Here is a 25,538-nt window from a genome sequence, read left to right as displayed (position 1 = left end):
CACTTCCTCAATGCTTAATTGCAAAACGAGATATATTTAGGAGCATCCCCATCCCTGCTAAGGTAAATAACAACGATGAACCTCCATAGCTTAGAAAAGGTAAGGTGATACCAGTCACCGGCAAGGTGCCGGAAACTACTCCAATGTTAATGACAGCCTGGAGAAGCACCATGGTAGTCACCCCTGCAGCCAGCAGGGATGCAAAATGGTTGGGGGCGTTGATAGCGATCCGAAAGCCCCGCCAAGCCAGGACCGCAAATAATCCTATAATCAACATGGCCCCTAGGAACCCCAGCTGCTCCCCCAGAATAGCAAATATAAAATCAGTATGCCGCTCGGGAACGTAAAAGGCAACCCCTATGCCTCCTCCAAGTCCAGCGCCGAAAAAGCTGCCAGAACCCAAGGCTAAGAGTGATTGCAAAGTCTGCCATCCAGTGTCAGAGGGGTCGGCATGAGGGTTAAGAAAGGCTGTAAGCCGCTCCAGGCGGTATGGTGCAGTTATGATAGCTGCCATACCCACCGCAATTCCTAATAAAGCTAAAAGGGTGAGGTGCCCAGACCTAGCCCCGGCTAGGAACAACATGAAATACATGGTGCCGGCAATCGCCACTGCTGTCCCCAAGTCAGGTTGGGCCAGAACCAAACCACAGATTAAGCCTAGAACAAGCAAAAAGGGAGCCATGCCCTTGACAAACGACCGCAGTTGTTCTTGGTAATTGGTCAAATACCAGGCAGAGAAAATTACCATTGCTGGCTTGGCTAGTTCTGAAGGCTGAAACCGTAGAGGGCCAAAGCCAAGCCACCTGCTAGCACCCTTGATTGACAATCCCACGCCCGGAACCAGGACTAGGACCAACAATAATATAGTCATCGCAAGTATGGGAATAGATAGGCGCTGGATGCGATAGTAGTTGACGTTGGCTAACCAGAACATCACAACCAGTCCCATCAGCGCCCAAACTAGCTGTCGTTTTAGATAATAAAAGCTGTCGTTGAATTCCCACCTGGCACTATAAGCACTGGAACTAAATACCATGACCAAACCAATGCTTAAAAGAGCACCGACAGTCAATAAGAGGCCGAGGTCGATATTGCCCCTTCTTTTTTGCGGCACTGTTTGCCCTCCCGCAAGTTTGATACCAATTCCTTAAATTTATCTCCCCTTTCCTCATAGCTGCGAAACATATCCCAACTGGCACAGGCAGGGGATAATAGGACCACGTCACCCGGTTGAGCTAGCTGGTAAGCCTGATAGACTGCCTCCTCCAGACCAGAAACTGATATATACTGACGGTAGCCCACAGCATCTAAGGCCTCGATGATTTCATGAGCGGATTCTCCAAGTACTATTGCGTAACGCGCCCGTTTCTGCACTTCCTTCGCTAGCAACTCAAAGCTACTCCCCTTGTTCCTCCCCCCTCCAATCCATATGATAGGGCGCTCAAACGACTGCAAAGCCTTGATAGCAGCATCAGGGTTGGTTCCCTTGGAATCGTTTATAAACTCGATCCCTCCAAGGTTATCAACTGTTTCCAATCGGTGGGCCACTCCCGGAAAAGTTGCCAGAGTATGGGCAATAATGGCCGGGTCAATCCCTGCTGCCACGCCAACGGCAATGGCGGCCAAGCAGTTTTCAACGTTGTGGCTGCCCCGCAGCGAGAAAGAGGAGGTTGAAACGACTGAGTAGCTTTCGCCACCAAAGTTAACCTGGGCCCAACCCTGTTCGATATACACAGATGGAGCAGGGGGTATCGTTTGCCGGCTAAAATAGATAACTGTACCCTGAGTTCGATCCCTTAACTCACGTACGATAGCATCATCGTAGTTGAGAACGGCATAATCCGATTCGCTCTGATTTCTCAGGATGTTAGCCTTACAACGTACGTACTCTTGTAAGGAACCATGGCGATCTAAATGGTCAGGAGTTATATTGGTAATAACCGCAATCCAGCAGTGGAACCGGTCAACGGCTTCAAGTTGAAAACTAGATGCCTCAAGCACTGTTACCCCACCCACAGACACATTCCTTAATAGGGTAGACAGAGGAACGCCTACGTTACCAGCTACAATCACTGGATAACCTGCATCACGAAACAGCTGGCCCAATAAATGGGTGGTAGTAGTTTTGCCGTTAGTACCCGTCACCGCTACCACCTTGCCTTTCAGGTACCGAAAACCTAGCTCGAGTTCGCTCCATATGGGAATGCCAAGCTTCTTTGCTTTAGTCAGAAATGGAAGGGTTAACGGAACTCCAGGGCTAACCACTACCAACTGAAAACTATCAATTTGGTCCTGAAGGCTGTGCTGAGGAATGAAGTTAACTGCTTTGAGCCAGGCCGGCTTGTCGCCAAGCACGCTCGCCCCCTGGCTGTCGGTTACCGTCAAGTCAGCACCTAGTTCCCTTAGCAAGTGGGCTGCCGCTAGACCACTCTTACCTAAACCAACTACTAGTACCTTAGTTTTGGGTGCTACTAGCATCTATTGATCTCTCCTAACCATAAAGAAAGCACCAAGATTAGGTGGGAGTCGTGCCCCGCATCACCATTATGCTTACAACAGCAAAGACTATGGCCGTGCACCAAAACAAGTGAACTACCTTTCTCTCTGGCCAGCCTAGCAGCTCAAAATGGTGATGCAACGGACTCATCCGGAAGACCCTTTTTCCCCAGACTTGAAAGGCTATCACCTGAATGATTACCGATAGAGCTTCAATGACAAATACGCCGCCTAAAAGCGGCAGAAGCAGCTCGGTCTTGGTAGCTAAGGCCATGGTCCCCAGCGCTCCCCCCAGAGCCAGCGAGCCGGTATCGCCCATAAACACTTTGGCAGGGTAATAATTGTAGACCAAGAATCCAATACAACCACCCGCTATGGCGATGGCAAACATGGCCCATTCCCAATTTCCCGAACCTCCTACCACTACCGCCAAACCGACCATGGCTATGACCATCAGACCTGCAGCTAATCCATCTAAACCGTCGGAGAGATTGACAGCATTGGTAGTCCCCGAAAGAACTAATACTGCAAAAGGAAGGTACCACCAGCCTAACTTCCATTCGTAAGCTGTCCCTGGAAAGATGATTTCAGTGCCCCGCCCCAGGTTTCCGGCTACCAAAAGACCAAGTAATGCACCCAATAATACTTGTGCCCCCAGTTTATACCGCGCTTTTAACCCCAATGGTTGCCGGCGGACAACCTTGATATAATCATCCATTAATCCAATTAAGCCATAACCAAGGAAGCCTAAAAGTCCTACATAAAGGGCAGCAGCATATTGAGCTGCAGCAAATATGCCAATACTACTCCCCACCAAAAATAGCAGACCGCCCATAGTTGGCGTACCGCTCTTGGCCAAATGGGTCCTCGGCCCATCGTCGCGCACGCTCTGTCTGATTTTAAGCTTCCGCAAAAACGGAATAAGAACAGGACCCAATGCCGCAGTTATAAGGAAGCTGATTACTAAAGGCTTGAGCTGGTCCGGACCCATAAACGAGACTCTCCATTCGCTAACTATTGGACCAAACTGTCAACCAGCTTCTCAAGCTGCATAGCTCGAGAAGCCTTAACCAGGATTATAGCTTTTGGGCGGTTGAATTGCTGCAGGAAATTTCTAGCCTCCTGCCAAGTTGCCGCCCAAAACACCTTTTCGGGCTTCATTCCTACCTTTATTGCCTCATCGGCGATCCAACGGGCTCGCTCCCCGATGGTGACCAGGACATTAACCCCCACCTCCCAAGCATACCTTCCACAGGCACGGTGTGCCTCCTCCTCTCGCACTCCTAATTCCAGCATATCTCCCAACACTGCAATTCGAAAGTCTCCAGGAATTGTAGCCAAGAATTGCAAAGCTGCTTTGACAGAATCTGGATTGGCGTTGTATGCGTCATTGATTACCTGGGCCCCGCTGGCGCCAGTCAACCTTTGTAGTCGCATGGGTGGCAAAGCAATGCTTTCCAAGCCTGGCTCGATTGTTTCGGGTTCAAAGCCAAGCCCCCAAGCTACGGCTATAGCTGCCAAAGCATTATATACGTTGTGAAGACCAGGTGCTCCTATCCAAAACTCTCGCTCCCAACTGGGAGTCAACACCTCAACTCGGCTCCCGTGGATCTCAGAATCTATCACTTTTCCCCTGATATCGACTGGGCTACCTATCCCGTACCACATGATCCGGCCAGGATAGAGTTTGGCTATGCGGCGACACCACTTGTCGTCACCATTTAGGACAACAAAACCTCCAGCATCGGTTCCCTCCAAGAGTTCACCCTTGGCCAAAGCTATGGCTTCCTGACTGCCCAAAAGTTCCATGTGCGCCATACCAATATTGGTTATCAAGCCAACAGTCGGCCGGGCAATCCGGCAAAGCTCTTTAATTTGCCCGCGGCCACGCATCGCCATTTCCAAAACCACGGCTGAATGATTGGCTTCCAAGCCCAGCAGAGTTAGTGGCAACCCAATCTCATTATTGAAACTTCCTACCGACGCTAGCACTTTCCATTTAAATCTTAGAACTGAGGCTAGGATATCTTTGGTGCTAGTCTTGCCGGTGCTGCCAGTGACTGCTATTACCGGCCCATTAAACCTTTGCCGAACTGAATGAGCTAATGCCTGTAGTGCAATTAAAGTATTGGGAACTAAGATGGTGCGGGCCTTTTCCTCGCTAGTTAGCCCAGACCTGCTTTCTGGGTTGGAGATGACAGCAGCACAGGCGCCTGCCCTTAAGGCTGCCGCTACATAGAGGTGTCCATCGGTGTTTTTGCCTGGTAATGCGAAAAACAATTGGTTGGACCGGACTGTTCGACTATCAATGCTGACCCCTTTGGCCACCAAGCTGGATAGGTCCGGCCTTATGCCAGTACCACCTATAGCCTGAGCTATTTCCGCCAGTGTCAGATTCAATATTGGCTACCCCTTCCAAAAAATTCCCGTACCACTTCTCGATCATCAAACGGTAGTACTTGATCTCCAATGATTTGGTAGGTCTCATGCCCTTTGCCGGCAATAAGCACTAAGTCCCCAGACCGAGCACCCCGCAAGGCTTCATGTATGGCTTCCCGTCGGTCTTTGAGGACTTTCACCTTGGTATCGCCGGATCGAGCCAGTCCAGAGAGGATATCGTCAATAATTGCTATCGGATTTTCGCTACGGGGATTGTCCGAGGTAACTATTACTTGATCGGCATACTTGCCGGCTACCTCACCCATCAAAGGGCGCTTTCCCCGGTCCCGATCGCCTCCGCAGCCGAAAACACAGATCAGCTGGCCTGAAGTAATTTGCCGCGCTGTCTGCAATGCTTTCTTCAGGCTGTCGGGAGAGTGGGCATAATCAACGATGACAGTGAAATCTTGGCCACAATCCACTCTTTCGAATCGTCCAGGTACCCCGGGCAAACTTTCCAAAGCTGCCACCGTCACACCCAGGTCAAGCTGCTCCAGGTAGCCTACCGCCATAGCCGCTAAAGCATTGTATACGTTGAACCAACCAGGCAGCTGCAGATGAACTTCAACCTGACCCCAAGGACCATGGGCAAGAAACGTAGTCCCCTGAGACGAAAGAGAGACTTCGCCTGCCCAAAAATCAGCCGATTGGGTTTTAATCCCATATTTCCACACCGGAACCCGGCAATGATCGTGCATGAAATGGCCCCAGGGATCATCAGCATTGATGATAGCGTACGGCAAAACTCCAATAGCAGGATATAAACTAGAAAACAACAATGACTTGGCCTTAGCATATTCCTGCATGTCGGAGTGAAAGTCCAGATGGTCTTGAGTAAGGTTAGTAAAAACGGCACCAGAAAAATAGCAGCCAGCAACCCGGTTAAGTTGAAGCGCGTGGGAAGACACTTCCATTACCGCATATTTTGCTCCATTTTCAACCATCAAGGCCAGCAATTCCTGAAGATCGGCCGATTCGGGGGTAGTGTGGATCGCAGCCAGATGTCGATCGCCGATGCGGTTGGCAATAGTACCAATCAGACCCGCTCTTAAACCAGCTTTTTGCATAATCCGCTCAATCAGGTGGGTAGTAGTAGTCTTCCCGTTAGTTCCAGTTACCCCTATAAGCCGAAGTCTATGTGATGGGTGTCCATAGAAATTAGCAGCTAGCAGACCCAAGGTTGTTCGGCTATCCTTCACCTTCACTCCTGCTATGCCCAGGGGAACCTCCAGATCCTTTTCAAAGACCAAAGCTACGGCCCCACGTTGAAGGGCCTCGCCAGCGTATCGGTGGCCATCGGTCCGATACCCCTGAATACACACGAAAACATCCCCGGGTTTGACTTTGCGCGAATCGTAAGCAATGCCATTTACAACCGGATCTGCGCCACCGATCTTTTCGATTATCTTGACACCTTCCAGAACCTCGCTGAGCCTTGCGCCTTTACCCATCAACCAACTTGCCTCCTAGAGCTCACCATATGCCAGCTTACTTGTCTATCACTATTTATAACCATCCTGGCAAGATCTGAGAACTCCTCCTAAAAATTAGTACCTTCCAATTATCCATGCTGAAGGTCCAGCTGCTAGGATACTACTTCAATTAAACTCCCCGACTTGTTAAGGCTCTTTTAGTTGCTTCGACTGAGGGCCAAACCCTACCTGGATACTGCTCCCAACAGGTACTCGGCTTCCTGGTTCAGGGCTTATCTTTTGGGCAACCCCATCTCCGGTTGAAACCATACGCAAGCCCATAGCTTCCATTATTTCCGCTGCTTCTCGCAAACGATATCCGGTAACATCAGGCACCATAACCCAAGCACCAGGACTACCTTCGCCCAAAGACAGGATGACCTGAGTACCCAAAGGTTTCCTCTTTAACCCTTCTGGCGCCTGGCTGACAACGACCTGCCCTTTGCCAGTGAACTTGGGGAGCATGCCCGCCGCCCTTATAGCTATTTCGGCTTGCTCTTTGTTAAGTCCTATTACTGGCGGTATAGCAAAATGTGGAATTAGGTTGACATTCCCACTGGCAGGCTGGTCTTGCGGCAAAGTCGGCACCTGCTTTGGAACCTGTAAGTATTTGAGGGTATCCTCCACCACCGCTCGAAAAATCGGGGCAGCTACCGTTCCTCCAAAATAGGGGTAACCTTGGGGCTCGTCTACTATAACTATGGCAGCCACCTGCGGATCATTAGCGGGAGCAAAACCTAAAAATGAGGCTATGTACTTACCTTCTTGGTAGCCGTGAGGTCCAGCCTTCTGCGCCGTACCGGTCTTGCCAGCAACCCGGTAACCTTCAATGTAAGCATTGCGGCCAGTACCGTTACTGACAACCCTTTCCAGATCTAGACATAATTCTTTGGCTGTTTGGGAAGATATAATTTGGCCAACCGGTTCAGGATTAAAACTTTGAATCACTTTTCCCGATGGATCTCGGATTTCCTTTACCAGGTGCGGCCGGACCATTATTCCACCGTTGGCTACTGTGCAAGCTGCACTGAGCAGCTGCAAAGGAGTTACAGCTATGCCCTGGCCTATGGAAATAGTAGCAATATTAATATCCTTGATCTTATCGGCCGGTATCAGAATCCCATACTCTTCCCCAGGAAAATCTACCCTGGTTGATCGACCGAAACCAAAGGCTTGAATATACTTATAAAGAAGGCCTTGCTGTTTCTCTTCCAAACGCAGGCCCAAGGTTACAAACACCGGGTTGCACGAGTTTTGCACCGCCTCTTCGAAGGTCTGGCTCCCATGGCTATCAGGGTATAACCAACATTTGATCATATCCGAACCAACCCGGATATAGCCAGGATCATAAAACCGCTCTCCCGGCTTAACTACACCCTCCTCCATTGCTGCTGCAGCCGTTACAATTTTAAAAGTAGAACCAGGCTCGTAGTTTAGGGAGGTAGCTAGGTTGCGCCGGTTCTCCTCGGGATAGGCATTATAATCATTAGGATCAAATGCGGGGCGGCTAGCCATAGCTAGAATCTCGCCGGTTTGAGGTCGCATAACTACAATGGCTGCCCGCTTGGGACGCCGCGCACTCTGCATCAGCTTATCCAGTTCCCGCTCGGCAAAAAACTGTATATTCTGATCTATGGTCAAAACCAAAGAGTTCCCATCTTTGGGGGGAACAAACGATTCCCTGGTTCCCGGGATCTCATGCCCAAAAGCATCGAACCGAGCCATAATGCTCCCGTCCACGCCCTGCAAGAACCGATCATAATAAGCTTCCAACCCTCCCAACCCAATGTTATCTATCCCGACTATACCGAGAACTTGAGCAGCCAGCGTGCCATAGGGATAAAACCGCTTGCTCTCCTCGTATACCTTTATGCCGGGAAGTTTTAAGGTCTTGATTCGGTTGCCAGCTTGGAAATCGGTAAGTTGGCGCTTGACATATACAAAAGCCTGGTTGGAGGTAATCTTACTCAGCACTTCCTCTGTGGGCATCTTGAGAATACCAGCTAGCTGCTGAGCAATTTCAGTAGCTTTGCCCGACTTTTTTACTTCAGCTGGAAAAGCACCAACAGAATCAGAGCTTACGCTCAAAGCAAGCTTTCTCATCTTGGCATCATAAATGATGCCGCGCCGGGCCTTGACCGGTACTTTCCACGTACTTATGTTCTGGGCCCGTTCCTGTAAACGACCTCCTTCAACAAATTGAAGCCACCCCACCCTAAATAGCAAAACAAAAAGAATGGCCGAAAACAATATCCATAGCCCGGCAATTCTCTTTCGCAGGAAAACCTTAGTTTCCATAAGGCCAATATGCCTCCAGCCGAGTCAGAGTTAGTTCTGGACTGCTATCACCTCTGAAACCAAGCTCAGCTTGTGGAGAGCTGCAGCCAGTTTGTGGCTAGCCTGAGCCCGCGGCGGGGCCAAATTAACCACTTGCACCTGCTTGGAAGGTGGTTGTTCCTTTGGTGTCGGCGCTTGGCCGGCAACATAAACGTAATCTTTGGCACCAGGAGGTTGCATACCTAATTTTTGGCGAGCCAACTGGCTAATCCTCTCAGGGGATTGCAGCTGGGCTAAGCTCAGCTCAAGTCGCTCATTCTCCACCCGTATCTCGTGGTTAGCTCCTTTCAACTGGTTAATCTGGTACCCTTTCTCAACCAAGGCAGCGTGAATTGAGGTAATAACTAAACCTATCCCCAACGCTAATAGAATTTCCAACGCTAAGAGCAGGCGATCTCCTTTGCGTTTCTTCTTGGGCCTGGGTAATGGCTGGGAAGCTACAGGCAGTCCGGCCAAGGCTTTTCGTGCTGTTACCAAAATTATGCACCCCCTGTTTTACTTAGAACCCCTCAACCTTCTCGATTACCCTTAAGCGAGCACTCCGAGCCCGAGGGTTAACCTTGGCTTCCAATTCTTGCGGGCGAATCGCTTTCTTGGTGACCATTCTCATCTTTAATCCCGGCAGAGGTTCAACTGCAGCCCCACGAGAAAGTTCTTGAAAGTACCTCTTTACTATCCGGTCCTCCAGAGAGTGAAAAGATATCACGCAAATCCTCCCGCCCAAAGCCAAGTATCTTACAGCTACCTGTAGGCCCAAGGGTATCGCGTCCAGCTCTTGGTTCACGGCTATCCTTAGAGCCTGAAAGGTTCGTTTGGCCGGGTGCGGACCCCGGCGGCGGGCTCGAGCCGGAATAGCTTCCTTAATTATGTCCACTAGATCCTTAGTGGTAGCGATGGTTGCCCGATTCCGCCTTAGGGTTATTTGGCGCGCAATCCTCTTGGCCCACCTTTCTTCTCCATACAGCTCGATTATTCTAGCCAACTCATCTTCTGGCAATTGGTTGACCAGATCGTAGGCGGTCACTGATAAGCGCTGGTCCATGCGCATATCTAAGGGACCAGAGTGCATATAGCTGAATCCGCGACCAGCATTATCTAGTTGGAGAGAGGACACTCCTAAGTCAAAAAGAAAGCCATCAACTTTGCTAACACCCTTATCGTCGAGGACTATCCTCAGGTCGCGAAAATCGGCTCTTACCAGCTCTACCCGGTCCAGGAATCTGGATAATCTTTTTCGAGCTACTTCTATAGCTTCTTGATCGCGGTCAATGCCAATTACTCTACCTTGGGAGCCCACTTTTTCAGCAATCCTATAACAATGGCCGCCAGCCCCGACAGTGCAATCCACGTATGTGCCGCCCTCTTTCACCTGCAAGTAGGCCAAGACTTCTTCTAGTAAAACCGGAATATGTTTGGCATCGGCCAGGTCGGTGGACATCAAATAGTTACCTCCATTTTTTCAGCCAACTGGGCATATTGTTTTCCCGCCTCCTGGCTATAGGCTTCCCAACGCTCCTGGCTCCATATTTCCACCCGGCTACTTACTCCAATTATCACTACGTCCTTGGTCAAACCGGCGTATTCGCGCAGGTGTGGGGGTAGAACACAACGCCCCTGACGATCCATTTCACATTCGGCAGCTCCAGAAAAGAACAACCGCAAAAAGGCTCGATTCTCTCCTTTGGTAAAAGGTAAAGCTTTAAGCTTCTGTTCTATGGCCCTCCATTCTGCTTGCGTATAGATAAAGAGACATTGATCCAGGCCCTTAGTGATGATAAAGCGGTTACCAAGAGCTTCTCGAAAACGGGCCGGGATAATTATCCTGCCTTTTTCATCGATGCCATGCAAATACTCACCAATAAACATGGACTCTACTCCACTTTGTGGCACTATCATCCACTCTACTCCACTACACCCCAGTAATTCGCTAGAGTGGAAAAAATTCCTGCAGGTGCAGAAGTTAAGTTTCAATTTTATCGAAAGAATTTTCAAAAGGGTTGCTAGAAGGGTACGTGGTGGGCTCGAGATAGCTGAGATTATTTCAGCTGGCGGGCTAGGGTTACATCTTGCGATATCTGCTCTAACAACTGCTCGGGCGTGGAAAAGCGGATTTCTGGACGAATATATTTCTCCAATTCCAGCCTAATAAACTCACCATATATGTCTTCCTGAAAATCCAACAAATATGTTTCTACCGTAGGCACCTTGCTACCACCAAAAGTAGGGCGAAGTCCAATGTTGGTTAATCCTCTATACCATAGGCTCCTTACCTTGACCCGGGTAGCATAGACCCCGTACCTAGGAAGCAAAAGGTTAGGCCACAATTCAATGTTGGCGGTAGGAAATCCCAACTGGTGTCCCAACCCTTGGCCCCTGATGACTTTTCCCTCCAGGGCCGGCGACCGCCCTAAGAGCTGAGAGGCTAGATCTAAATCGCCTTTCTGCAGGGATGAACGGATGAGGCTGCTACTAACCGGTAGGTTACCCACAGTAACCGGAGGAACCACCATAGAAGCAAATCCCAGCTGCTGACCCACTTTCTTCAGTAGAGAAGTAGACCCCATGCCAGACCTGCCAAAGGTAAAATTGAAGCCTACTACTGTTGCCGCAGCCTTGAGTTCCCTGAGAAGCACTTTATCAATAAACTCTTGCGGATCCATATCAGCAATGGCTTTGGAAAAGGGATAAACTACTACTTCGTCTACTCCGGCAAGCAGGAGTAAACGTATGCGTTCTTCCACTGTGGTAAGATAAGGGAAAAACCTCGAGCCCTTTAAAACCTGACCGGGGTGAGGGAAAAAGGTGAGGACGGTGGCGTAGCAGCCAGAAGTCTTCGCCGTTTGAATGGTCAGCTTCAACAACTGCTGGTGGCCAACGTGCACCCCATCAAAATTGCCAATGGCTACTATGCGCCGTTTATCGATGGGATGGGCTCGTCCCATAAATACCCTCATAATATATTTCTCCCCAATCGTTTCAATCGTTAGCGCAGCATTTTCCTCACTTGTACCGCAAGCTGTTCGTTGTTTGGTGACACCCAGCCAATACCCAACAGTTTTCCGTCAGGCCCGTAGATTCGACAATATTGCTCAGGAACTAATTTGTCTTGGGAGTAGGGTCTAACTAAAAACACTTTTTGGCCTTGAATTAACCTGGCCTCCTCCTCAGGTGTAACCCAAAACACCGGCCAGTTACTAAGAAACACATCTGGACTCCGCAAGGCTTCTTGAAGTCTCCCAGCCTTGGCCAGGTGCAGCACCTCCTCCAAGCTAAAACAATCGCCAAGTCCAAGGTTTCCAACCCGGACTCGGACTAAAAACCCTAGAGTTGCACCGCATCCCAGTACACCCCCAAGGCTGTCAGCTAGAGATCGGACGTAAGTTCCAGAGCTACACTCAACTTCAATTATGGCTCGCGGATGAAAGGGTGAACAGAAGAAATCCAGCACATCAAAACGATAGATAACGACAGCGCGAGCTGTTCGCGGAACCACCGCTCCTTCTCGAGCCCACTGGTAAAGTCTGCGGCCCTGATAGCGTATGGCTGATACCATAGGAGGGACTTGCAAGATTTCTCCCCGGAGAGTCATCGCCGCCCGGACCACGCTTTCGGCCTCCAACTTACTTCCCGGCTGGTACTTCACTATTCGACCTGACAAGTCCTGGGTATCAGTAGTCAGTCCAAATATTACTTCGGCCCGGTACGTCTTGTGCAGACCAAGGCAATACTCCAAAGCCCTAGTTGCCCGGCCAAGGCCTAAAATCAATACCCCTGAAGCCTCAGGGTCCAAAGTTCCACCATGACCTACTTTGCGTACGCCCTTGAGTATTCGTTTTACCTGCCGGATGACGGCAAAAGAAGTCATTCCTGGAGGCTTAATCACCGGAAGGAGGCCGCTAAGGCCGTCCATGGCCAGCACCTTCATCCAATAACTTTTGAGCCGCTGAAGTTACTTGCTTTATCACCACCGGCAGGCTACCATGGATAGTGCATCCGGCTGCTCGAGGGTGGCCACCGCCACCAAACATAGAAGCAAGACGATTGACATCGGCGTACCTTTTCGACCGAAAGCCCACTTTGACAGTGGAATTGTCGATTTCTCGAAAAAAGATGCCTATCTCCACTCCCTTGATGGATTTAGGATAATCAACGAAGCCCTCGCAATGTTCCCCATCAGCACCTAGTTCTTTCAAGGTTGGCGCCGATAGCGCTACCCATGCAACTCGCCCATCGTCAGTTAGCGACAAAGTTGACAAGGCTTTTCCTAACAGTTCCATACTTACAACTGACTTATTCTCCCAGAGATGTTCGCGAATCATGGCCAAATCTGCGCCCGCTTCCAGCAAGCACGCTCCTACCCGCAGCGACTGAGGCCTGGTATTGTCATACCTGAAAAACCCACTGTCAGTGGTTATGGCTGTTAACAGTGCCGTTGCTATCTCCCTATCAATAGCAACCCCCAAGAGCTTGACTAATGAATATACCATTTCCCCGGTGGCCGCAGCTCCAGGTTCAACCCAATTATAAGCACCAAAGTATTGGTTACTAACGTGGTGATCGATATTAATTAACGTTTTGCCGGCGATTCTATCTGCCATTCCCTCTCCCAAGCGTGACAGGTCGGTGCAGTCCAAAACCACGATTACTTCCGGCAAGTTATCAGGAACGCCAGCCCAAACCCTGGACTGAGCCGCATTAGAACCTAATAAAAATTGGTAGGTTTGGGGAACAGGGTCAGCCAAAAAAACCTCAGTCTTTACGCCCAGCTTTTTTAGTGCTAGTTCCAGCCCTACTACGGAACCAATAGAATCACCGTCAGGCAAAACATGAGATGTTAGCCCTATGGTCTCGCTTCGGCTTAACGTTTCACTTATCTGGTGTAGGATTGGGTTTTTCATAACTTACCTAGTTATCTTCCTTCTTAACCTCACTGAGAAGCTTGGATATATGGACCCCATGTTCAATAGAAGAATCAATCTTGAAGGAGATTTCGGGCACATACCGAAGCGCAATGCGGCGGCCGAGCTCTCTGCGGATATAGCCGGCAGCGTTCTCCAACCCCGCCTGAGTATCTCTCTTAGCCTCTTCGTCGCCCAACACGCTTACAAAAATCTTAGCATAACGCAAGTCCGATGACACCGTAACCTGCGTAACCGAAGCAAAACCAATGCGTGGATCCTTGATCTCGTCCTGAAGCATGTGGGCTACTTCCTTTTTTATAGCTTCAGCCAGTCTGTCAGCGCGGCGGGAAGACAACTGGGCCACCCCCTACAGCTCCCTCTTGATTTCTTCTATGACAAATGCTTCTATTATATCTCCTTCTTTAATATCATCGAAATTGCTTAATCCTACTCCACACTCAAAGCCTTGGGCCACTTCCTTAACATCATCTTTAAACCTTTTCAAAGATGCTATACGACCCTCATGAACTATGGTCCCGTTGCGTATTAAACGGGCTCTGGCATGGTGCTGTAGCTTGCCTTCCACCACGTAAGCCCCGGCGACCACGCCGACCTTGGGAACCCGGAAAGTAGCTCTAACTTCAGCTCGGCCCAGGTGTACCTCTTTAAGTTGAGGCTCAAGAAGACCAGACAATTTGCTCTTGACTTCATCCAGCGCCTCATAAATGATCCGGTAAGTTCGGATTTCTACCTTTTCCTTCTCTGCAGCCTTAGACGCATTCATGTCCGGCCGGACATCAAAAGCTACGATCATGGCACCCGAAGCAGATGCCAACATGACATCGGTTTCAGTAACCGCACCTACGCCCGAATGGATAACCTTTACCCTAGCCTCCTCATTACCCAGTCTAGACAAAGCTTGCGAAAGGGCTTCCGCCGTACCCTGGGTATCGGCCTTTACGATAAGGCTTAGCTCTTTGACAGATCCTTTCCCCATCTGATCGAAAAGATCCTGGGTGCTAAGTCGACCAGCCTTGGCCCACTCAATTTGTTTTCGTTCCTCGTGCCAAGCCTCAGCAATTTGCCGTGCCACCCGTTCACTATCCACTACCCTCAACTGATCGCCGGCCTCAGGTACCCCAGACAAACCCGTCACCTGTACTGGCGTTGAAGGTTCAGCTTTTTTCAGCCTTTCTCCCTTGAAATTCACCATCGACCTTACCCGGCCGTAGACAGGGCCAGCCACGACATAATCGCCTAACTGGAGCGTGCCGTTTTTGATCAGAACCGTGGCTACGGGACCTTGCCGACGGTCCAGTTCGGCCTCAATAATTACCCCTCGCGCCGGCCGATTGGGATTAGCCCTAAGTTCTGCGAGGTCGGCTACTAAGAGTATCATCTCCAGCAGCTGGTCGATGTTGGTCTTATATACGGCAGAAACAGGCACTACTACGGTATCTCCTCCCCACTCTTCAGGAATCAATCCGTAGTCTGATAACTGCTGTTTGATTCGGTCGGGTTGAGCATCAGCTTTATCGATCTTATTTAAAGCCACTACGATGGGCACCCCGGCAGCCTTAGCGTGGTTAATAGCCTCCACTGTTTGTGGCATCACCCCATCATCAGCCGCCACTACTAATACAGCAATATCGGTAGCTTGGGCACCCCTGGCTCGCATGGCTGTAAATGCCTCATGGCCTGGCGTGTCTATAAAGGTTATCTTCTTGCCTTGGACTTCGACCTGATAAGCGCCTATGTGTTGGGTGATGCCGCCCGGCTCTTCTTCGGTAACGTTGGTTTGCCTAATAGCATCAAGAAGAGAAGTTTTGCCATGGTCCACGTGACCCATGACTGTCACCACCGGTGGCCTTGGGACCAACTGTGAAGGATCATCAGCCTCCTCCGTCAGCTCCAACAAGTTTTGCCTTTGCTTGATCTCAACTTCAACACCCAGTTCGCTAGCAACCACAGCCGCAGTATCTATGTCAACGATCTGGGTGACTGTTACCATAGTACCAAGCTCCATCAGCTTGCTAATGACCTGGCTGCTGGTTTTGCCAATAGCCCTTGCCAGCTCTTGAACACTAATATCGCTCTCGAGGGTTATTTTCTTACGTACGGTAGGAATGGGTACTTGTGCCCTCAGCTTTTTTTGATGTGCCTTACCCTTCCTAAAACCCCTTTCCTCAGAAGGGCGTTTACGAATTCTTTGTCTCCGAGGCATAGCCGGCTCATGTTCGTCATGCTCGAAATCCTTGTTATGGAAAAGGGTAGCCAAGGGCTCGCTCTTAGCCGGCTTCTTGCTCACGCTTGTAGTTAGCGCTCTCGGGTTTCGGGTTTCGACTCGCTTCATTTGTTGGTCCTGGGTAGAGACTTTCGGCTGACCTGGGCTTTTACCGGCGGCTTCCTTTTCCCCTTTTTTTTCTTTTTCCTCAGCCTTTTCTTGGATCAACGCATCTTGATCGCGGCCGCCTGCACGGTTCCTAACTAGTTCAATTTCGTGCTCTTCAAGGGTGCTCATATGGCTTTTGACGGTAATTCCTAGGTTGTGCAATAAGTTCATCATCTCTTTAGTACTTAGATCCAGCTCTCGGCCAAGCTCATAAACCCGAGTTTTAGCCATTCAATCACCTCCTTGGAAATGTATGCTACTTCATGGGAAGTTTCATCCCCTCTTTGGATTTAATCTTGACTAACTCGCCAATTTGCTTAGCCAAGTCTTCGGCTGTATCCGCAGCGATGGGCACCATCAATGCCTTTTCCAAGATTTTAGCTTTCAGGGATTTGGCCAAGCACTCTTCTTGTAGGCAAAGGTAGGCCCCTCTACCTGAACGTTTTCCAGTCGGGTCAACAACCACCGCTCCCTCTGGGGTTCTTACTATGCGTACTAAATCCCGCTTGTTGTAGCGTTGCCGGCACCCAATGCACATTCTCTGGGGAATTCGCCTTGACCTAGACATCATCACCTTCCCCTTCGTTTTGACGCTCCTCTAGCGCCTTAGATTCGCTTTTGATATCGATACGCCAACCGGTTAACTTGGCTGCCAACCGAGCGTTTTGCCCTTCCTTACCAATCGCAAGGGACAATTGGTAATCGGGAACAATGACTTGGGCCAATTTGCTATCTCCGTCAATACGGACCGAAACTACTTTGGCTGGACTTAAGGCATTGGCAACATAAGTGGCTGGATCAGCATCCCACCGCACTACATCGATTTTTTCGCCCCTGAGCTCGTTTACTATTGCCTGCACCCGCATTCCTCGATGGCCTACACACGTGCCTACTGGATCCACCAACTGGTCCCTTGAGGCCATAGCTACTTTGGAACGAGCCCCTGGTTCTCTGGCAATAGCCTTTATTTCAACTATCCCGTCCCGGATTTCCGGTACCTCCAACTCAAACAGACGTTTCACTAGTCCAGGGTGAGTCCGAGACACAAGGATTTGCGGACCCTTGCTAGTTCTCTTTACTTCCGTAATATATACCTTGAGCCGTTCACCCTGCCGGTACCTTTCCGACGGAATCTGGTCGCTGGGCAACATTACGGCTTCAGCTCGCCCCAGATCTATATAAACGTTGCGCATTTCATACCGCCGCACAACTCCAGTCACAATGTCAGCTTCACGATTGGCAAACTCCTCATAGACCAAGGCCCGTTCAGCCTCTCGAATTCTTTGTACTACCACTTGCTTAGCAGTCTGAGCGGCAATGCGCCCAAAGGCCTTGGGAGTGACCTCTATTTCCACCACATCACCAGGCTCGTAATTGGGGTTAATAGTTCTAGCTTCCTGCAATGAGATTTGATTGTTTGTATCCTCAACCTGGTCTACCACTGTCTTGGCGGCCAACACGCTGATCTCACCACTATTGCGGTCCATTGTAATGCGGATATTTTGTGAGGAACCAAAATTCTTTTTGTAGGCGGACATCAAGGCCGCCTCCACCGCCTCCAAAAGAACGTCAGCAGGAATGCCCTTATCCCTTTCAATATCCCTTAATGCTTGTATGAATTCCGCGTTCAATTGTGGCCGCCTACCTTTCTCAATAAATTGCCAACCGAGCCGAGGAAATCAGGCCGTATGGTATCTCCATCTCGACATCGCCTGTCCTCAACACTATGCCTTCTTCATGAGCGCTTACTATTTGCCCCTTCCACTTACGGTGCCCCTCAAGAGGTTGAGTAGTCTTTAAAGTTATCATTCGTCCAGCGAATCTGGCGAAATCGGACGGTTTCTTTAGAGGCCTCTCTAAGCCGGGAGAAGAAACCTGTAAATTGTAAGCGTGAGGCACAGGGTCTTCACGGTCTAGGAGCTCGCTCAAGGTGTAGCTGAGCCTTTCGCAGTCATCTAGTGTAATTCCTGATGGCGAATCTACGTAAAAACGGAGAAACCATTCCTTGCCTTCTTTGGCGTATTCCACGTCAACTAGCTCATAACCCATGTTACTAATAAGAGGCTCTGTCATTGATCGGATACGATTTTTTAAAGAACCCACCCTGTCCACCTCCTGAGCCGCTTGATCCCGACAGCCTTTTAATGAAGTAATAAAGAGTGGGAAAACCCACTCTTCTACTGAGATCCATCCTCACGCAACGTCATTATAACATACTGCACTTGCTCGAGCAACAGTTTAGCAATTAAGCGATTTGCGTTGCCCATAAAGTTTCAGGATGCCCGAGCATCACCCTGCAGAAATCTAGCCAGTTAGCCCGTTGACAGCCCGCTATGGGGCACCTAAAACGCTTAATCTGGCCAACCGCCTTCCGAACGCCAAAAGCTCTACTTGCCCAACCTCTCGGTAAAAGCATAAGGCCACCTTCTTGATCCAGATTAAGATGGCATCCGCTGAAGGGGAGACACCAAAGAGGTGGCTTAAGATGGCGGAAGAGCTATATACCCACTAAAGTATAAATAGCCACAGTCTTTTTAGAGTAGCGCATCCTTCGAAAGTGAGAGGAGCCATATTCTAACAGTCCGAATGAACAAACCAGGTCCTCTTTGGCAAAGGACGGCAGGTTGAGCTTATGGCAGCAGGGAGAAGACCGGCTTTTTTCCCGGAAAGCGGTCTCGATCTGGTCTCGGGTAGATGGGAGCTCTCCGTCCTCAAAGAGGGCCTCATCCAGGGGGTAGCGGTAGGCGAGCTGGCCTTCGATGCTCTTCCGGTACCCGCAGGGTAGTAGGTGATCTCAAGGTCAAACAGGCTAACGATGGTCCTCTTCCTTTTGCCTATGGACTCCCACCCCCGCATGGTATAACAAAGTTTGTTCCTTACCGCCAGGGCCTGGTCCATGGCGGTTAAGAGATGTCCTATATGGCGGGCAAAGGATTTTGCCACCATCCCGAAAACCCACTGTAAAATATCCTTGAAAGTAGCGGCCTCATGCGGTATTCTGGTTTCAGAAAAGTTATTCATGAGACCTCATTCCCCCTTTCAATTCCCACTTCGGAGTGAGGTCTCAACTTTTTTAGGCCCTTAGCTTTCCATGGGAGAGAATGGGAAATCCCATGATTATTTTACGCTAAGATTTAGGTTATTACTTGCTAGCTAATAAGCCCTAATCTCACCATAACCTCCCGGATGGAAGCGATCTCTTGTGGGCTAGCCTCCACCAGCGGCAACCTCGGGATGCCCACGTCTATGCCAATGAGGTTGACAGCAGCCTTAATTGGAATGGGGTTGGTATTAATAAAGATTACCTTGTAAAGGGGGAAGAGTTGAGAATTGATCTGGGCCGCCTGTTTTACCCTTCCGGATACGTAGCTGCTTATTACTTTTTGAATCTGGACGCCAGCAACATGGGAAGCTACACTGATTACCCCATACCCACCCACCGACAAGATGGGCAAGGTCAAAGCATCATCCCCAGAGTAGATCAAGAAATCCTCCGGTAACAAAGAAGCCAATTCCGTTGCTTGGTTCAAGTCTCCGCTGGCTTCCTTCACTGCGACAATATTATCTACTTCTGCCAGCCTCACCAGGGTTTTGGGCTCTAAGTTGCGCCCAGTCCTGGAAGGAACATTATATATAATACAGGGTAAGCTAGTATTGCGAGCAATGCTAGCAAAGTGTTGGTACAAACCCTCCTGGGAAGGACGGTTATAGTAAGGCACTACCAAGAGAACAGCATCCACATCCAGAGCCTCTACTTTTTTGGTCAGTTCAATTGAAGCGCTGGTAGAATTGCTGCCCGTACCAGCTATTATTTTCGCTCTTTGGCCAACCGCTTCTTTGACTGCTTTAATCAAGTCCAGCTTCTCCTGGGCAGATAGGGTAGGAGACTCTCCAGTCGTCCCCGAAACCACGATACCATCGGAACCATGTTCCACCAGATAGGCTGCTAGTTCCTGCGCGGCTTGATAATTGACGCTTTGTTGCTGGTCCCGCTTGAACGGCGTAACCATAGCAGTAATGACTCGTCCAAAATCCTTCATCTTGCTTGCAGCCTCCTTCATTCGCCCAGCTTAAAGTTGTCATGCAAAGCCTGTACGGCCGCCTCTAAATCCCCCTCATCCACCAAGCACCAGATGGTAGTGTAAGAGTCTGCTGATTGCAAAACCGTAATACCCTTATTGCGTAAAGCCTCAACTATTCCTGCCATAATTCCGGGTAGTCCTGTCATCCCCGCCCCTACGGCAGCTACTTTAGCGCAATTGGGCCTGGATCTAAATCTTAATCCATGCCTATTCAGGACCTGTTCTGCTTGTGAGGTTACCTCATTGGCAACCGTAAAAGCAATCCACTCGGGTGTTAAGTTGATAAAATCAATACTTATTTTAGCCTCAGCTAGAAAACGAAAGCAGTCTAAGAATTGCGGACCACTGTTATCTTCCCTTCTAAGGGTTATCTGGGTGATATTTCGAACATAAGTAATGCCAGTAATAGGTCGGTCTCCTCGTATTCGCGCATAGGCACTAATTTCCGGTATATTGGTAACCAAAGTACCCGGGTCGTTATTGGGCGCAAAGGTTGATTTAATGTAGACAGGGATGTTGCCCTCACTAGCGATTTCCACCGCTCGCGGGTGAATGACTTTGGCACCTTCATAAGCTAAGTTCACTATTTCGTTGTAAGTCACTACCGGCAAGGTCTTAGCTTCTTTGACAAGCAAAGGATCGGCCGTCTTAACGCCGTCTACATCAGTATAGATCTCGATGGCCTGAGCTTGCAACGCAACTCCTAGCGCAGCTGCAGTTATATCGCTACCTCCCCTACCTAGGGTAGTAACGTTCCCTTCCCTGGTTGCCCCCTGGAAGCCAGTCACTACGGGAATTATGTTTCTGGCCAGCAGATCACGTAAGCGAGTAGGCTGCACCTCCATAATACGGGCTTGCCCATGGTTATCATCGGTGATAATGCCTGCTTGGCTGCCTGTCAAAGCTTGGGCTTGATACCCAGCTTCATTGAGGGACGCAGCGATTAAAACGGCAGCAATGATTTCGCCACAAGACAACAAGAGATCAAGCTCTCGCTCTGGAAAAGCCGTAGTTACGCTGTTAGCCAGGGCCAGAAGCGTGTCTGTGGCATAGGGGTCCCCGCTTCGGCCCATAGCAGATACTACTACCACCACTTGGTGCCCAGTTTCTACCCCATGGATGATTTTTGCCAGCACCTGTGAGCGGGCCTCCGGGGTGGCTGAAGACGTCCCGCCAAATTTTTGTACCAGGATAGGCACGACACTCACCGCCTCTTCAGCTGATGAGCAACTCAGCTATCTGTATGGCATTGGTGGCAGCGCCCTTCCGTAACTGGTCTCCCACAACCCAAAGAACCAGGCCGTTAGAGCAGGAAATATCTTTGCGAAGGCGACCTACCAGTATATCATCTTGGCCCGAAGCATCAATAGGCATGGGGTAAGATAACTGATCCGGGTTATCTATTACTCTAACCCCAGGGGCTTGCGATAGCAGCTCTCTTACTTCCTCTAGGGAAATGTCCTGGTTAATCTCAATATTAATGGCTTCCGAATGACTGCGCAGAACTGGTACTCTGACTGTAGTCGCGGATATCCTAATATCAGGATCGTGCAAAATCTTCTGGGTTTCTTTTACCATCTTCATTTCTTCTTTGGTGTAACCATTCTCCATAAAGACATCGATATGGGGAATGAGGTTGAAGGCGATTTGGTGGGGGAAAGCCTTGGGCGTAAATGGCCGGTCAAAGATCACATCTTGGGTCTGCTCCCAAAGCTCGACCATGGCCTCTCGTCCAGCCCCAGAAACCGCCTGATAGGTAGAAACCACTACCCTGCTTATACCTACAGCATCATAAATTGGCTTTAGCGGCACCACCATTATGATTGTCGAACAGTTGGGGTTGGCAATTATGCCATGGTGCTCCTTAGCATCATTGGCATTTACCTCCGGAACTACGAGAGGAACCTCGGGGTCCAAACGAAAGGTGCTACTGTTGTCAATGACCACCGCCCCTGCCTCCACCGCAGCATGGGCAAATTCTTGGCTAGCTTTGCCGCCAGCAAACAGGGCAATGTCAATGCCACGAAAGGAATCCTGTTCAGTAGCTTCAACTGTATGCTGTTCTCCCTGAAACAAGACCTGTTTACCGGCCGACCGGGAGGTAGCCAAAAGCTTAAGATGCTTGACAGGGAAGCGCCTTTCTTCTAGCACTTGTACCATTGTCTCCCCAACAGCCCCAGTCCCAACTATTGCAACATTATATAAAGACATCAGGTGCAAAACCTCCTGCAAATTGGTTTCCGGGCCCAAATCCACCTAGTTCAAGCCGATTCCTGCCCAACCGCATACTGAATCAGCACTGGCTGGATTTGCTTCCCCTGTAAAGCGTACTCTATGGTATCGATTATCAAATCCATCCTAGACATTAAGGAATTAGCTTTATTATAAGGGTCGTCTTGCCCAAATGGAACTAAATAGATGTTTTTGGTATTGAGAAGCAAGCCAATATTCTTGGCGTTGTTGCCCAGGCCATCATTAGTCGCTATAGCCAAGACCACTGGCCGGCGATTCCGCAGTTGGGCCTTACAAGCCATCAAAACCGGGGTATCGGTAATCCCATTGGCAAGCTTTGCTAAGGTATTGCCTGTACAAGGCGCTACTACCAGAACATCCAATAGTTGTTTTGGTCCAATGGGCTCAGCATCTACGATAGTAGTTATAACCTTCTCTTCGGTAAGCGCAGATAGCTTACCGAGCCATTTCTCGGGACTCCCAAAACGAGTTGCGTTAGAACTTACGCTTTCCGAAAAAATAGGGTAGATCTTGGCGCCGTCAGCTACAATTCTTTCAATCTCCGGAATCACTTTGTCCAAAGTACAGTGAGACCCGGTCAAAGCTACTCCTATTCTCAATCCCTGAAGTCTCATTATTCCCTCCCCCTGTACTAACCAACGTACTTGAGGATCAAGGGAGGAATCGTCTGCGCTAAGATTCGCCCTGCAGTTAAAGGCGCCACTTTTCCTGGCAATCCCGGAGCTAGAATAGCCTTTATGCCCAAGCGGTCAGCGGCGCGAAAATCTGTACCTCCTGGTTGGGTTGCAAGATCCACAATTAAGGCACCGCTTTTTACATGACCCAGTAAGCCCTCGGTGAGGATGAGTGCCGGTACCGTATTGAATATAATGTCAGCAACGCCAATACGCATCTGCAATTGTTCAAAGGAAATAACATTATGTCCTTGCGCAAAACCACTGGCCCGCGCCGTAGGGCTCCTAGCCACAACGGTAGTCTTAGCTCCCAACGCCTTCAGGGTTCGTGCCAGAGTTTGTCCAACCCTTCCAAAACCTAATACAAATGATTCAGAACCATGAATGGTTATTGGCACTTCCTGCATAGCAATTTGAATTGCACCTTCAGCGGTAGGAATAGAATTGTAGATGGCAACATCATCCAGCTCCGCCACTTCAACTAATTGGACCTGATACTTCCTAGCCCATGCCCGCAGAAATTCTTTGGCAACTCCAATTAAGATGAGGGCCCCGGGAGTCACTGACTGAATGTGAGTTTCCTGCAGGATAAGTTTGCTGGATGAGTAGACGGCTCTGATGACTCCTTCCCCATCAGTACCGGGCATTGGCAAGATAACAACCCTAGCCCCGCGCACAGCCGAATCGAGGTCAGACAAGCGCACTCCGCTAAGACTATTTGCGGCTGAATCAAATCCCGCCACCCAAACCTCGGCACCAAGCTTCACCAATTCCGGGATGAGGATTAATTCCCTTTCATCACCACCTAGTACGGCTATTTTCTGACCACTTAGCGCTGGCGTCACCCTGAGAACCTCCCGTTTGCATCCTCAGCTTGCTACCACCGATAGCAATATATGAAGTTAGCAACCGGGAGGTGCAGCGCTTAGAGCTCCATAAGTTCTTCCAGCCCATACACGAAACGGTTAATCTCCATTACCTTTTGAATAGCCATGACTACACCTGGAACAAAAGCCTCCCTAGATGTGGTGTCATGCCGAATGCTTAAAGTCTGTCCCGTACCGCCAAAGATGACCTCCTGGTGAGCTACCAAGCCCGGAAGCCTGACACTATGAATAGGGATACCCTGAAAACAGCCACCACGGCAGCCAGGTGTACTTTCTGATTCCCGGCCATTCGGCGCCCCCTCTTCTCGCGCCTGAGCATGAGCAATAATCTCGGCCGTCTTCAACGCTGTGCCCGATGGTGCATCCTTTTTGCCATCATGGTGTAATTCAATTATCTCTACACTATTAAAGTAACGGGCTGCCAAAGAGGCAAAATGCATCATTAGAATGGCGCCTATGGCAAAATTCGGCGCCACGATAGCGCCGATCTGCTGGGTCTCGCATAAGCTATGGAATTCATCAAGGTCGGCTAGGGTAAAACCTGTGGTCCCCACCACCGGCCGTACCCTGTACGCCAGGGCCAACCGGAAATTAGCCCTAGCGGCTTCGGCCGAGGTAAAATCAACCATAACCTGGGGACGAAAACGGGAAAAAATACCCTCCAGGTCTGGCTCAATGGTAATGTTGTTTTTTCCCGACCTAATCTCTTGGCCAACGCCCACTCGATCGACTGCCCCAACTACATGAAATCTCTCATCACCAAGAAGCGCCTCGGTCAGCACCCGACCCACACGACCACTAGCACCAGTCAAGGCTACTTTGATGACCTGCCCCATAACCTTGCCTCCCATATGCCACAACCAAGTTTTCATCCATAAAGTACTATGCTCACCAACTAGTGTAAACCGCCCTTAACGCCACTTATCCCGAGTGCTTCAGCCAGTTTGGAGATTAGTTCCTGCTGGATAACAGGTGTACCATTCACGCTTAAGCCCGCCACCACTGTCATTACCCGCCTGTCCTTCTCAGGTTTAGTGGCACAGTCTGCAGGGCACCCGCTTATAACCAATACCTTGTCTACTTTTTGCCGATTACCATTTGCCAGGTGTACGAGCTTTATACCCTTAAACCGAGATTGCAGCTCCTCCAGTAACCGGGCAGCATCTAAGACTGGATTGCAGTTCCCGCAGAACTTAACTCCAACGGTAATGCTTGGCCGTATTATTACCCCCATCTCCACAATCACGAGCCTTAGAAAAGATTACCTTGGGCATCAAAGCCAAGCGGTTGCGGTTCAGAGACGATTTCCACGTTGGGCAGCTGTTTGGCCTGGCTTAAAAGGGATGGTGAAATTAGCATCTCCGATAGTTTCAAGGTATTCTTGATCCTTACCATTTCCACTTGACTTTGGTCTAAGCGGTTGCAAGTCTTGATGGCGGCTTGGATGGCCAGCCTATCGCTATCTAAAACCATAGGGATCCGAACAATATTGGTCACGGTGGAAGTAATGGCATTGGGATAAGTCATAAGAAAATCAAACTTCCTATACGCCCGCTGGGTAGTAAAGTCGGCCATGCCCAGACCATTGCCGTTCCCGTGGGATTC

Annotated in this window: 25 protein-coding genes; 1 reads left to right on the top strand and 24 read right to left on the bottom strand. The window is 49.7% G+C overall.

Translation table 11 applies throughout. From position 1 onward, the window contains the following. Positions 1-7: 7 nt before the first annotated feature. The 17 genes from ftsW to H5U02_02375 all read right to left on the bottom strand — a co-directional run bounded on the left by ftsW (position 8) and on the right by H5U02_02375 (position 18,110). Positions 8-1,114 carry a putative lipid II flippase FtsW gene (gene ftsW, locus H5U02_02455; protein MBC7341304.1) on the bottom strand — a complete coding sequence of 369 codons (1,107 nt, stop codon included), beginning with the start codon at positions 1,112-1,114 and terminating at the stop codon, positions 8-10. Then, complete coding sequence (gene murD / locus H5U02_02450) at positions 1,069-2,478, bottom strand: UDP-N-acetylmuramoyl-L-alanine--D-glutamate ligase (protein MBC7341303.1); 1,410 nt, start codon at positions 2,476-2,478, stop codon at positions 1,069-1,071. The genes ftsW and murD overlap by 46 nt, the downstream gene beginning before the upstream one ends. A gap of 37 nt (positions 2,479-2,515) precedes the next feature. Continuing rightward, positions 2,516-3,487 (bottom strand): phospho-N-acetylmuramoyl-pentapeptide-transferase, encoded by a 972-nt coding sequence (locus H5U02_02445; protein ID MBC7341302.1) that lies wholly within the window; start codon positions 3,485-3,487, stop codon positions 2,516-2,518. Between the two features lie 23 nt (positions 3,488-3,510). Further along, the gene (locus tag H5U02_02440) at positions 3,511-4,896 is read right to left on the bottom strand and encodes a UDP-N-acetylmuramoyl-tripeptide--D-alanyl-D-alanine ligase (protein ID MBC7341301.1); all 1,386 of its coding nucleotides are present in this window, start codon (positions 4,894-4,896) and stop codon (positions 3,511-3,513) included. Beyond that, positions 4,893-6,386, bottom strand: coding sequence for a UDP-N-acetylmuramoyl-L-alanyl-D-glutamate--2,6-diaminopimelate ligase (locus H5U02_02435; GenBank protein ID MBC7341300.1), 1,494 nt, complete (start codon positions 6,384-6,386; stop codon positions 4,893-4,895). Before H5U02_02435 ends, H5U02_02440 begins: the two co-directional genes overlap by 4 nt. 168 nt (positions 6,387-6,554) lie before the next feature. After that, on the bottom strand, positions 6,555-8,705 hold the full coding sequence (locus H5U02_02430; GenBank protein ID MBC7341299.1) for a PASTA domain-containing protein: 2,151 nt from the start codon (positions 8,703-8,705) through the stop codon (positions 6,555-6,557). A 30-nt stretch (positions 8,706-8,735) separates the two neighbouring features. Continuing rightward, positions 8,736-9,221, bottom strand: a complete 486-nt coding sequence (locus H5U02_02425) for a cell division protein FtsL (GenBank protein ID MBC7341298.1) — start codon at positions 9,219-9,221, stop codon at positions 8,736-8,738. 22 nt (positions 9,222-9,243) lie between these two features. After that, positions 9,244-10,182: a 16S rRNA (cytosine(1402)-N(4))-methyltransferase RsmH gene (gene rsmH / locus H5U02_02420; protein MBC7341297.1), complete on the bottom strand. Its 939-nt coding sequence runs from the start codon at positions 10,180-10,182 to the stop codon at positions 9,244-9,246. After that, on the bottom strand, positions 10,182-10,610 hold the full coding sequence (mraZ, locus tag H5U02_02415; GenBank protein MBC7341296.1) for a division/cell wall cluster transcriptional repressor MraZ: 429 nt from the start codon (positions 10,608-10,610) through the stop codon (positions 10,182-10,184). Before mraZ ends, rsmH begins: the two co-directional genes overlap by 1 nt. Before the next feature lie 170 nt (positions 10,611-10,780). Next, positions 10,781-11,698, bottom strand: a complete 918-nt coding sequence (locus H5U02_02410) for a bifunctional riboflavin kinase/FAD synthetase (GenBank protein ID MBC7341295.1) — start codon at positions 11,696-11,698, stop codon at positions 10,781-10,783. A 29-nt stretch (positions 11,699-11,727) separates the two neighbouring features. After that, positions 11,728-12,654 (bottom strand): tRNA pseudouridine(55) synthase TruB, encoded by a 927-nt coding sequence (gene truB / locus H5U02_02405; GenBank protein ID MBC7341294.1) that lies wholly within the window; start codon positions 12,652-12,654, stop codon positions 11,728-11,730. After that, entirely contained in the window at positions 12,641-13,642 is a 1,002-nt protein-coding gene (locus tag H5U02_02400) for a bifunctional oligoribonuclease/PAP phosphatase NrnA (GenBank protein MBC7341293.1), read from the bottom strand. Before H5U02_02400 ends, truB begins: the two co-directional genes overlap by 14 nt. 7 nt (positions 13,643-13,649) lie before the next feature. After that, positions 13,650-14,000, bottom strand: a complete 351-nt coding sequence (gene rbfA / locus H5U02_02395) for a 30S ribosome-binding factor RbfA (GenBank protein MBC7341292.1) — start codon at positions 13,998-14,000, stop codon at positions 13,650-13,652. A 12-nt stretch (positions 14,001-14,012) separates the two neighbouring features. Beyond that, entirely contained in the window at positions 14,013-16,268 is a 2,256-nt protein-coding gene (infB, locus tag H5U02_02390; GenBank protein MBC7341291.1) for a translation initiation factor IF-2, read from the bottom strand. Positions 16,269-16,293: 25 nt separating this feature from the next. Next, positions 16,294-16,605 carry a YlxR family protein gene (locus tag H5U02_02385; protein ID MBC7341290.1) on the bottom strand — a complete coding sequence of 104 codons (312 nt, stop codon included), beginning with the start codon at positions 16,603-16,605 and terminating at the stop codon, positions 16,294-16,296. Beyond that, the gene (nusA, locus tag H5U02_02380) at positions 16,598-17,668 is read right to left on the bottom strand and encodes a transcription termination/antitermination protein NusA (protein MBC7341289.1); all 1,071 of its coding nucleotides are present in this window, start codon (positions 17,666-17,668) and stop codon (positions 16,598-16,600) included. The genes H5U02_02385 and nusA overlap by 8 nt, the downstream gene beginning before the upstream one ends. Before the next feature lie 19 nt (positions 17,669-17,687). Then, positions 17,688-18,110 (bottom strand): ribosome maturation factor RimP, encoded by a 423-nt coding sequence (locus H5U02_02375; GenBank protein ID MBC7341288.1) that lies wholly within the window; start codon positions 18,108-18,110, stop codon positions 17,688-17,690. A 559-nt stretch (positions 18,111-18,669) separates the two neighbouring features. On the opposite strand from H5U02_02375, the gene H5U02_02370 reads away from it, so the two are divergent. Further along, on the top strand, positions 18,670-18,822 hold the full coding sequence (locus tag H5U02_02370) for a hypothetical protein (protein ID MBC7341287.1): 153 nt from the start codon (positions 18,670-18,672) through the stop codon (positions 18,820-18,822). Positions 18,823-19,186: 364 nt separating this feature from the next. On the opposite strand, the gene dapA is transcribed toward H5U02_02370, so the two are convergent. The 7 genes from dapA to H5U02_02335 form a co-directional block, all read right to left on the bottom strand. Beyond that, positions 19,187-20,098, bottom strand: coding sequence for a 4-hydroxy-tetrahydrodipicolinate synthase (gene dapA / locus H5U02_02365; protein MBC7341286.1), 912 nt, complete (start codon positions 20,096-20,098; stop codon positions 19,187-19,189). Then, positions 20,095-21,318, bottom strand: a complete 1,224-nt coding sequence (gene dapG / locus H5U02_02360) for an aspartate kinase (GenBank protein MBC7341285.1) — start codon at positions 21,316-21,318, stop codon at positions 20,095-20,097. The genes dapA and dapG overlap by 4 nt, the downstream gene beginning before the upstream one ends. Positions 21,319-21,334: 16 nt before the next feature. Continuing rightward, complete coding sequence (locus H5U02_02355; protein ID MBC7341284.1) at positions 21,335-22,330, bottom strand: aspartate-semialdehyde dehydrogenase; 996 nt, start codon at positions 22,328-22,330, stop codon at positions 21,335-21,337. A gap of 50 nt (positions 22,331-22,380) precedes the next feature. Next, a complete protein-coding gene (locus tag H5U02_02350) occupies positions 22,381-22,986 on the bottom strand; it encodes a dipicolinate synthase subunit B (GenBank protein ID MBC7341283.1) in 606 nt (201 codons plus the stop codon). 17 nt (positions 22,987-23,003) lie between these two features. Further along, positions 23,004-23,891 carry a dipicolinate synthase subunit DpsA gene (dpsA, locus tag H5U02_02345; GenBank protein ID MBC7341282.1) on the bottom strand — a complete coding sequence of 296 codons (888 nt, stop codon included), beginning with the start codon at positions 23,889-23,891 and terminating at the stop codon, positions 23,004-23,006. Positions 23,892-23,971: 80 nt separating this feature from the next. Continuing rightward, the gene (locus H5U02_02340) at positions 23,972-24,769 is read right to left on the bottom strand and encodes a 4-hydroxy-tetrahydrodipicolinate reductase (protein MBC7341281.1); all 798 of its coding nucleotides are present in this window, start codon (positions 24,767-24,769) and stop codon (positions 23,972-23,974) included. Between the two features lie 415 nt (positions 24,770-25,184). Then, the coding region (locus tag H5U02_02335) for a hypothetical protein (protein ID MBC7341280.1) at positions 25,185-25,538 on the bottom strand (354 nt) is incomplete at its 5' end.

The sequence above is a fragment of the Clostridia bacterium genome, assembly GCA_014360065.1.
Lineage (GTDB): Bacteria > Bacillota > DSM-521 > Neomoorellales > JACIYF01 > JACIYF01.
The sequence above is the reverse complement of the archived record's forward strand: the minus strand, read 5'-3'. Positions and strand labels throughout refer to the sequence as shown.

What these genes read in the sequence shown, in the direction of transcription:
- H5U02_02385 (MBC7341290.1), bottom strand. Translation starts at nt 16,605, where the DNA reads ATGTCTAGGTCAAGGCGAATTCCCCAGAGAATGTGCATTGGGTGCCGG.
- murD (MBC7341303.1), bottom strand. Translation starts at nt 2,478, where the DNA reads ATGCTAGTAGCACCCAAAACTAAGGTACTAGTAGTTGGTTTAGGTAAG.
- H5U02_02410 (MBC7341295.1), bottom strand. Translation starts at nt 11,698, where the DNA reads ATGAGGGTATTTATGGGACGAGCCCATCCCATCGATAAACGGCGCATA.
- H5U02_02430 (MBC7341299.1), bottom strand. Translation starts at nt 8,705, where the DNA reads ATGGAAACTAAGGTTTTCCTGCGAAAGAGAATTGCCGGGCTATGGATA.
- H5U02_02350 (MBC7341283.1), bottom strand. Translation starts at nt 22,986, where the DNA reads ATGAGACTTCAGGGATTGAGAATAGGAGTAGCTTTGACCGGGTCTCAC.
- infB (MBC7341291.1), bottom strand. Translation starts at nt 16,268, where the DNA reads ATGGCTAAAACTCGGGTTTATGAGCTTGGCCGAGAGCTGGATCTAAGT.
- H5U02_02340 (MBC7341281.1), bottom strand. Translation starts at nt 24,769, where the DNA reads ATGGGGCAGGTCATCAAAGTAGCCTTGACTGGTGCTAGTGGTCGTGTG.
- H5U02_02445 (MBC7341302.1), bottom strand. Translation starts at nt 3,487, where the DNA reads ATGGGTCCGGACCAGCTCAAGCCTTTAGTAATCAGCTTCCTTATAACT.
- H5U02_02375 (MBC7341288.1), bottom strand. Translation starts at nt 18,110, where the DNA reads ATGACAGAGCCTCTTATTAGTAACATGGGTTATGAGCTAGTTGACGTG.
- mraZ (MBC7341296.1), bottom strand. Translation starts at nt 10,610, where the DNA reads ATGTTTATTGGTGAGTATTTGCATGGCATCGATGAAAAAGGCAGGATA.
- truB (MBC7341294.1), bottom strand. Translation starts at nt 12,654, where the DNA reads ATGGACGGCCTTAGCGGCCTCCTTCCGGTGATTAAGCCTCCAGGAATG.
- rsmH (MBC7341297.1), bottom strand. Translation starts at nt 10,182, where the DNA reads ATGTCCACCGACCTGGCCGATGCCAAACATATTCCGGTTTTACTAGAA.
- dapA (MBC7341286.1), bottom strand. Translation starts at nt 20,098, where the DNA reads ATGAAGGAGGCTGCAAGCAAGATGAAGGATTTTGGACGAGTCATTACT.
- H5U02_02400 (MBC7341293.1), bottom strand. Translation starts at nt 13,642, where the DNA reads ATGAAAAACCCAATCCTACACCAGATAAGTGAAACGTTAAGCCGAAGC.
- H5U02_02355 (MBC7341284.1), bottom strand. Translation starts at nt 22,330, where the DNA reads ATGTCTTTATATAATGTTGCAATAGTTGGGACTGGGGCTGTTGGGGAG.
- H5U02_02370 (MBC7341287.1), top strand. Translation starts at nt 18,670, where the DNA reads ATGGCAGCAGGGAGAAGACCGGCTTTTTTCCCGGAAAGCGGTCTCGAT.
- H5U02_02435 (MBC7341300.1), bottom strand. Translation starts at nt 6,386, where the DNA reads ATGGGTAAAGGCGCAAGGCTCAGCGAGGTTCTGGAAGGTGTCAAGATA.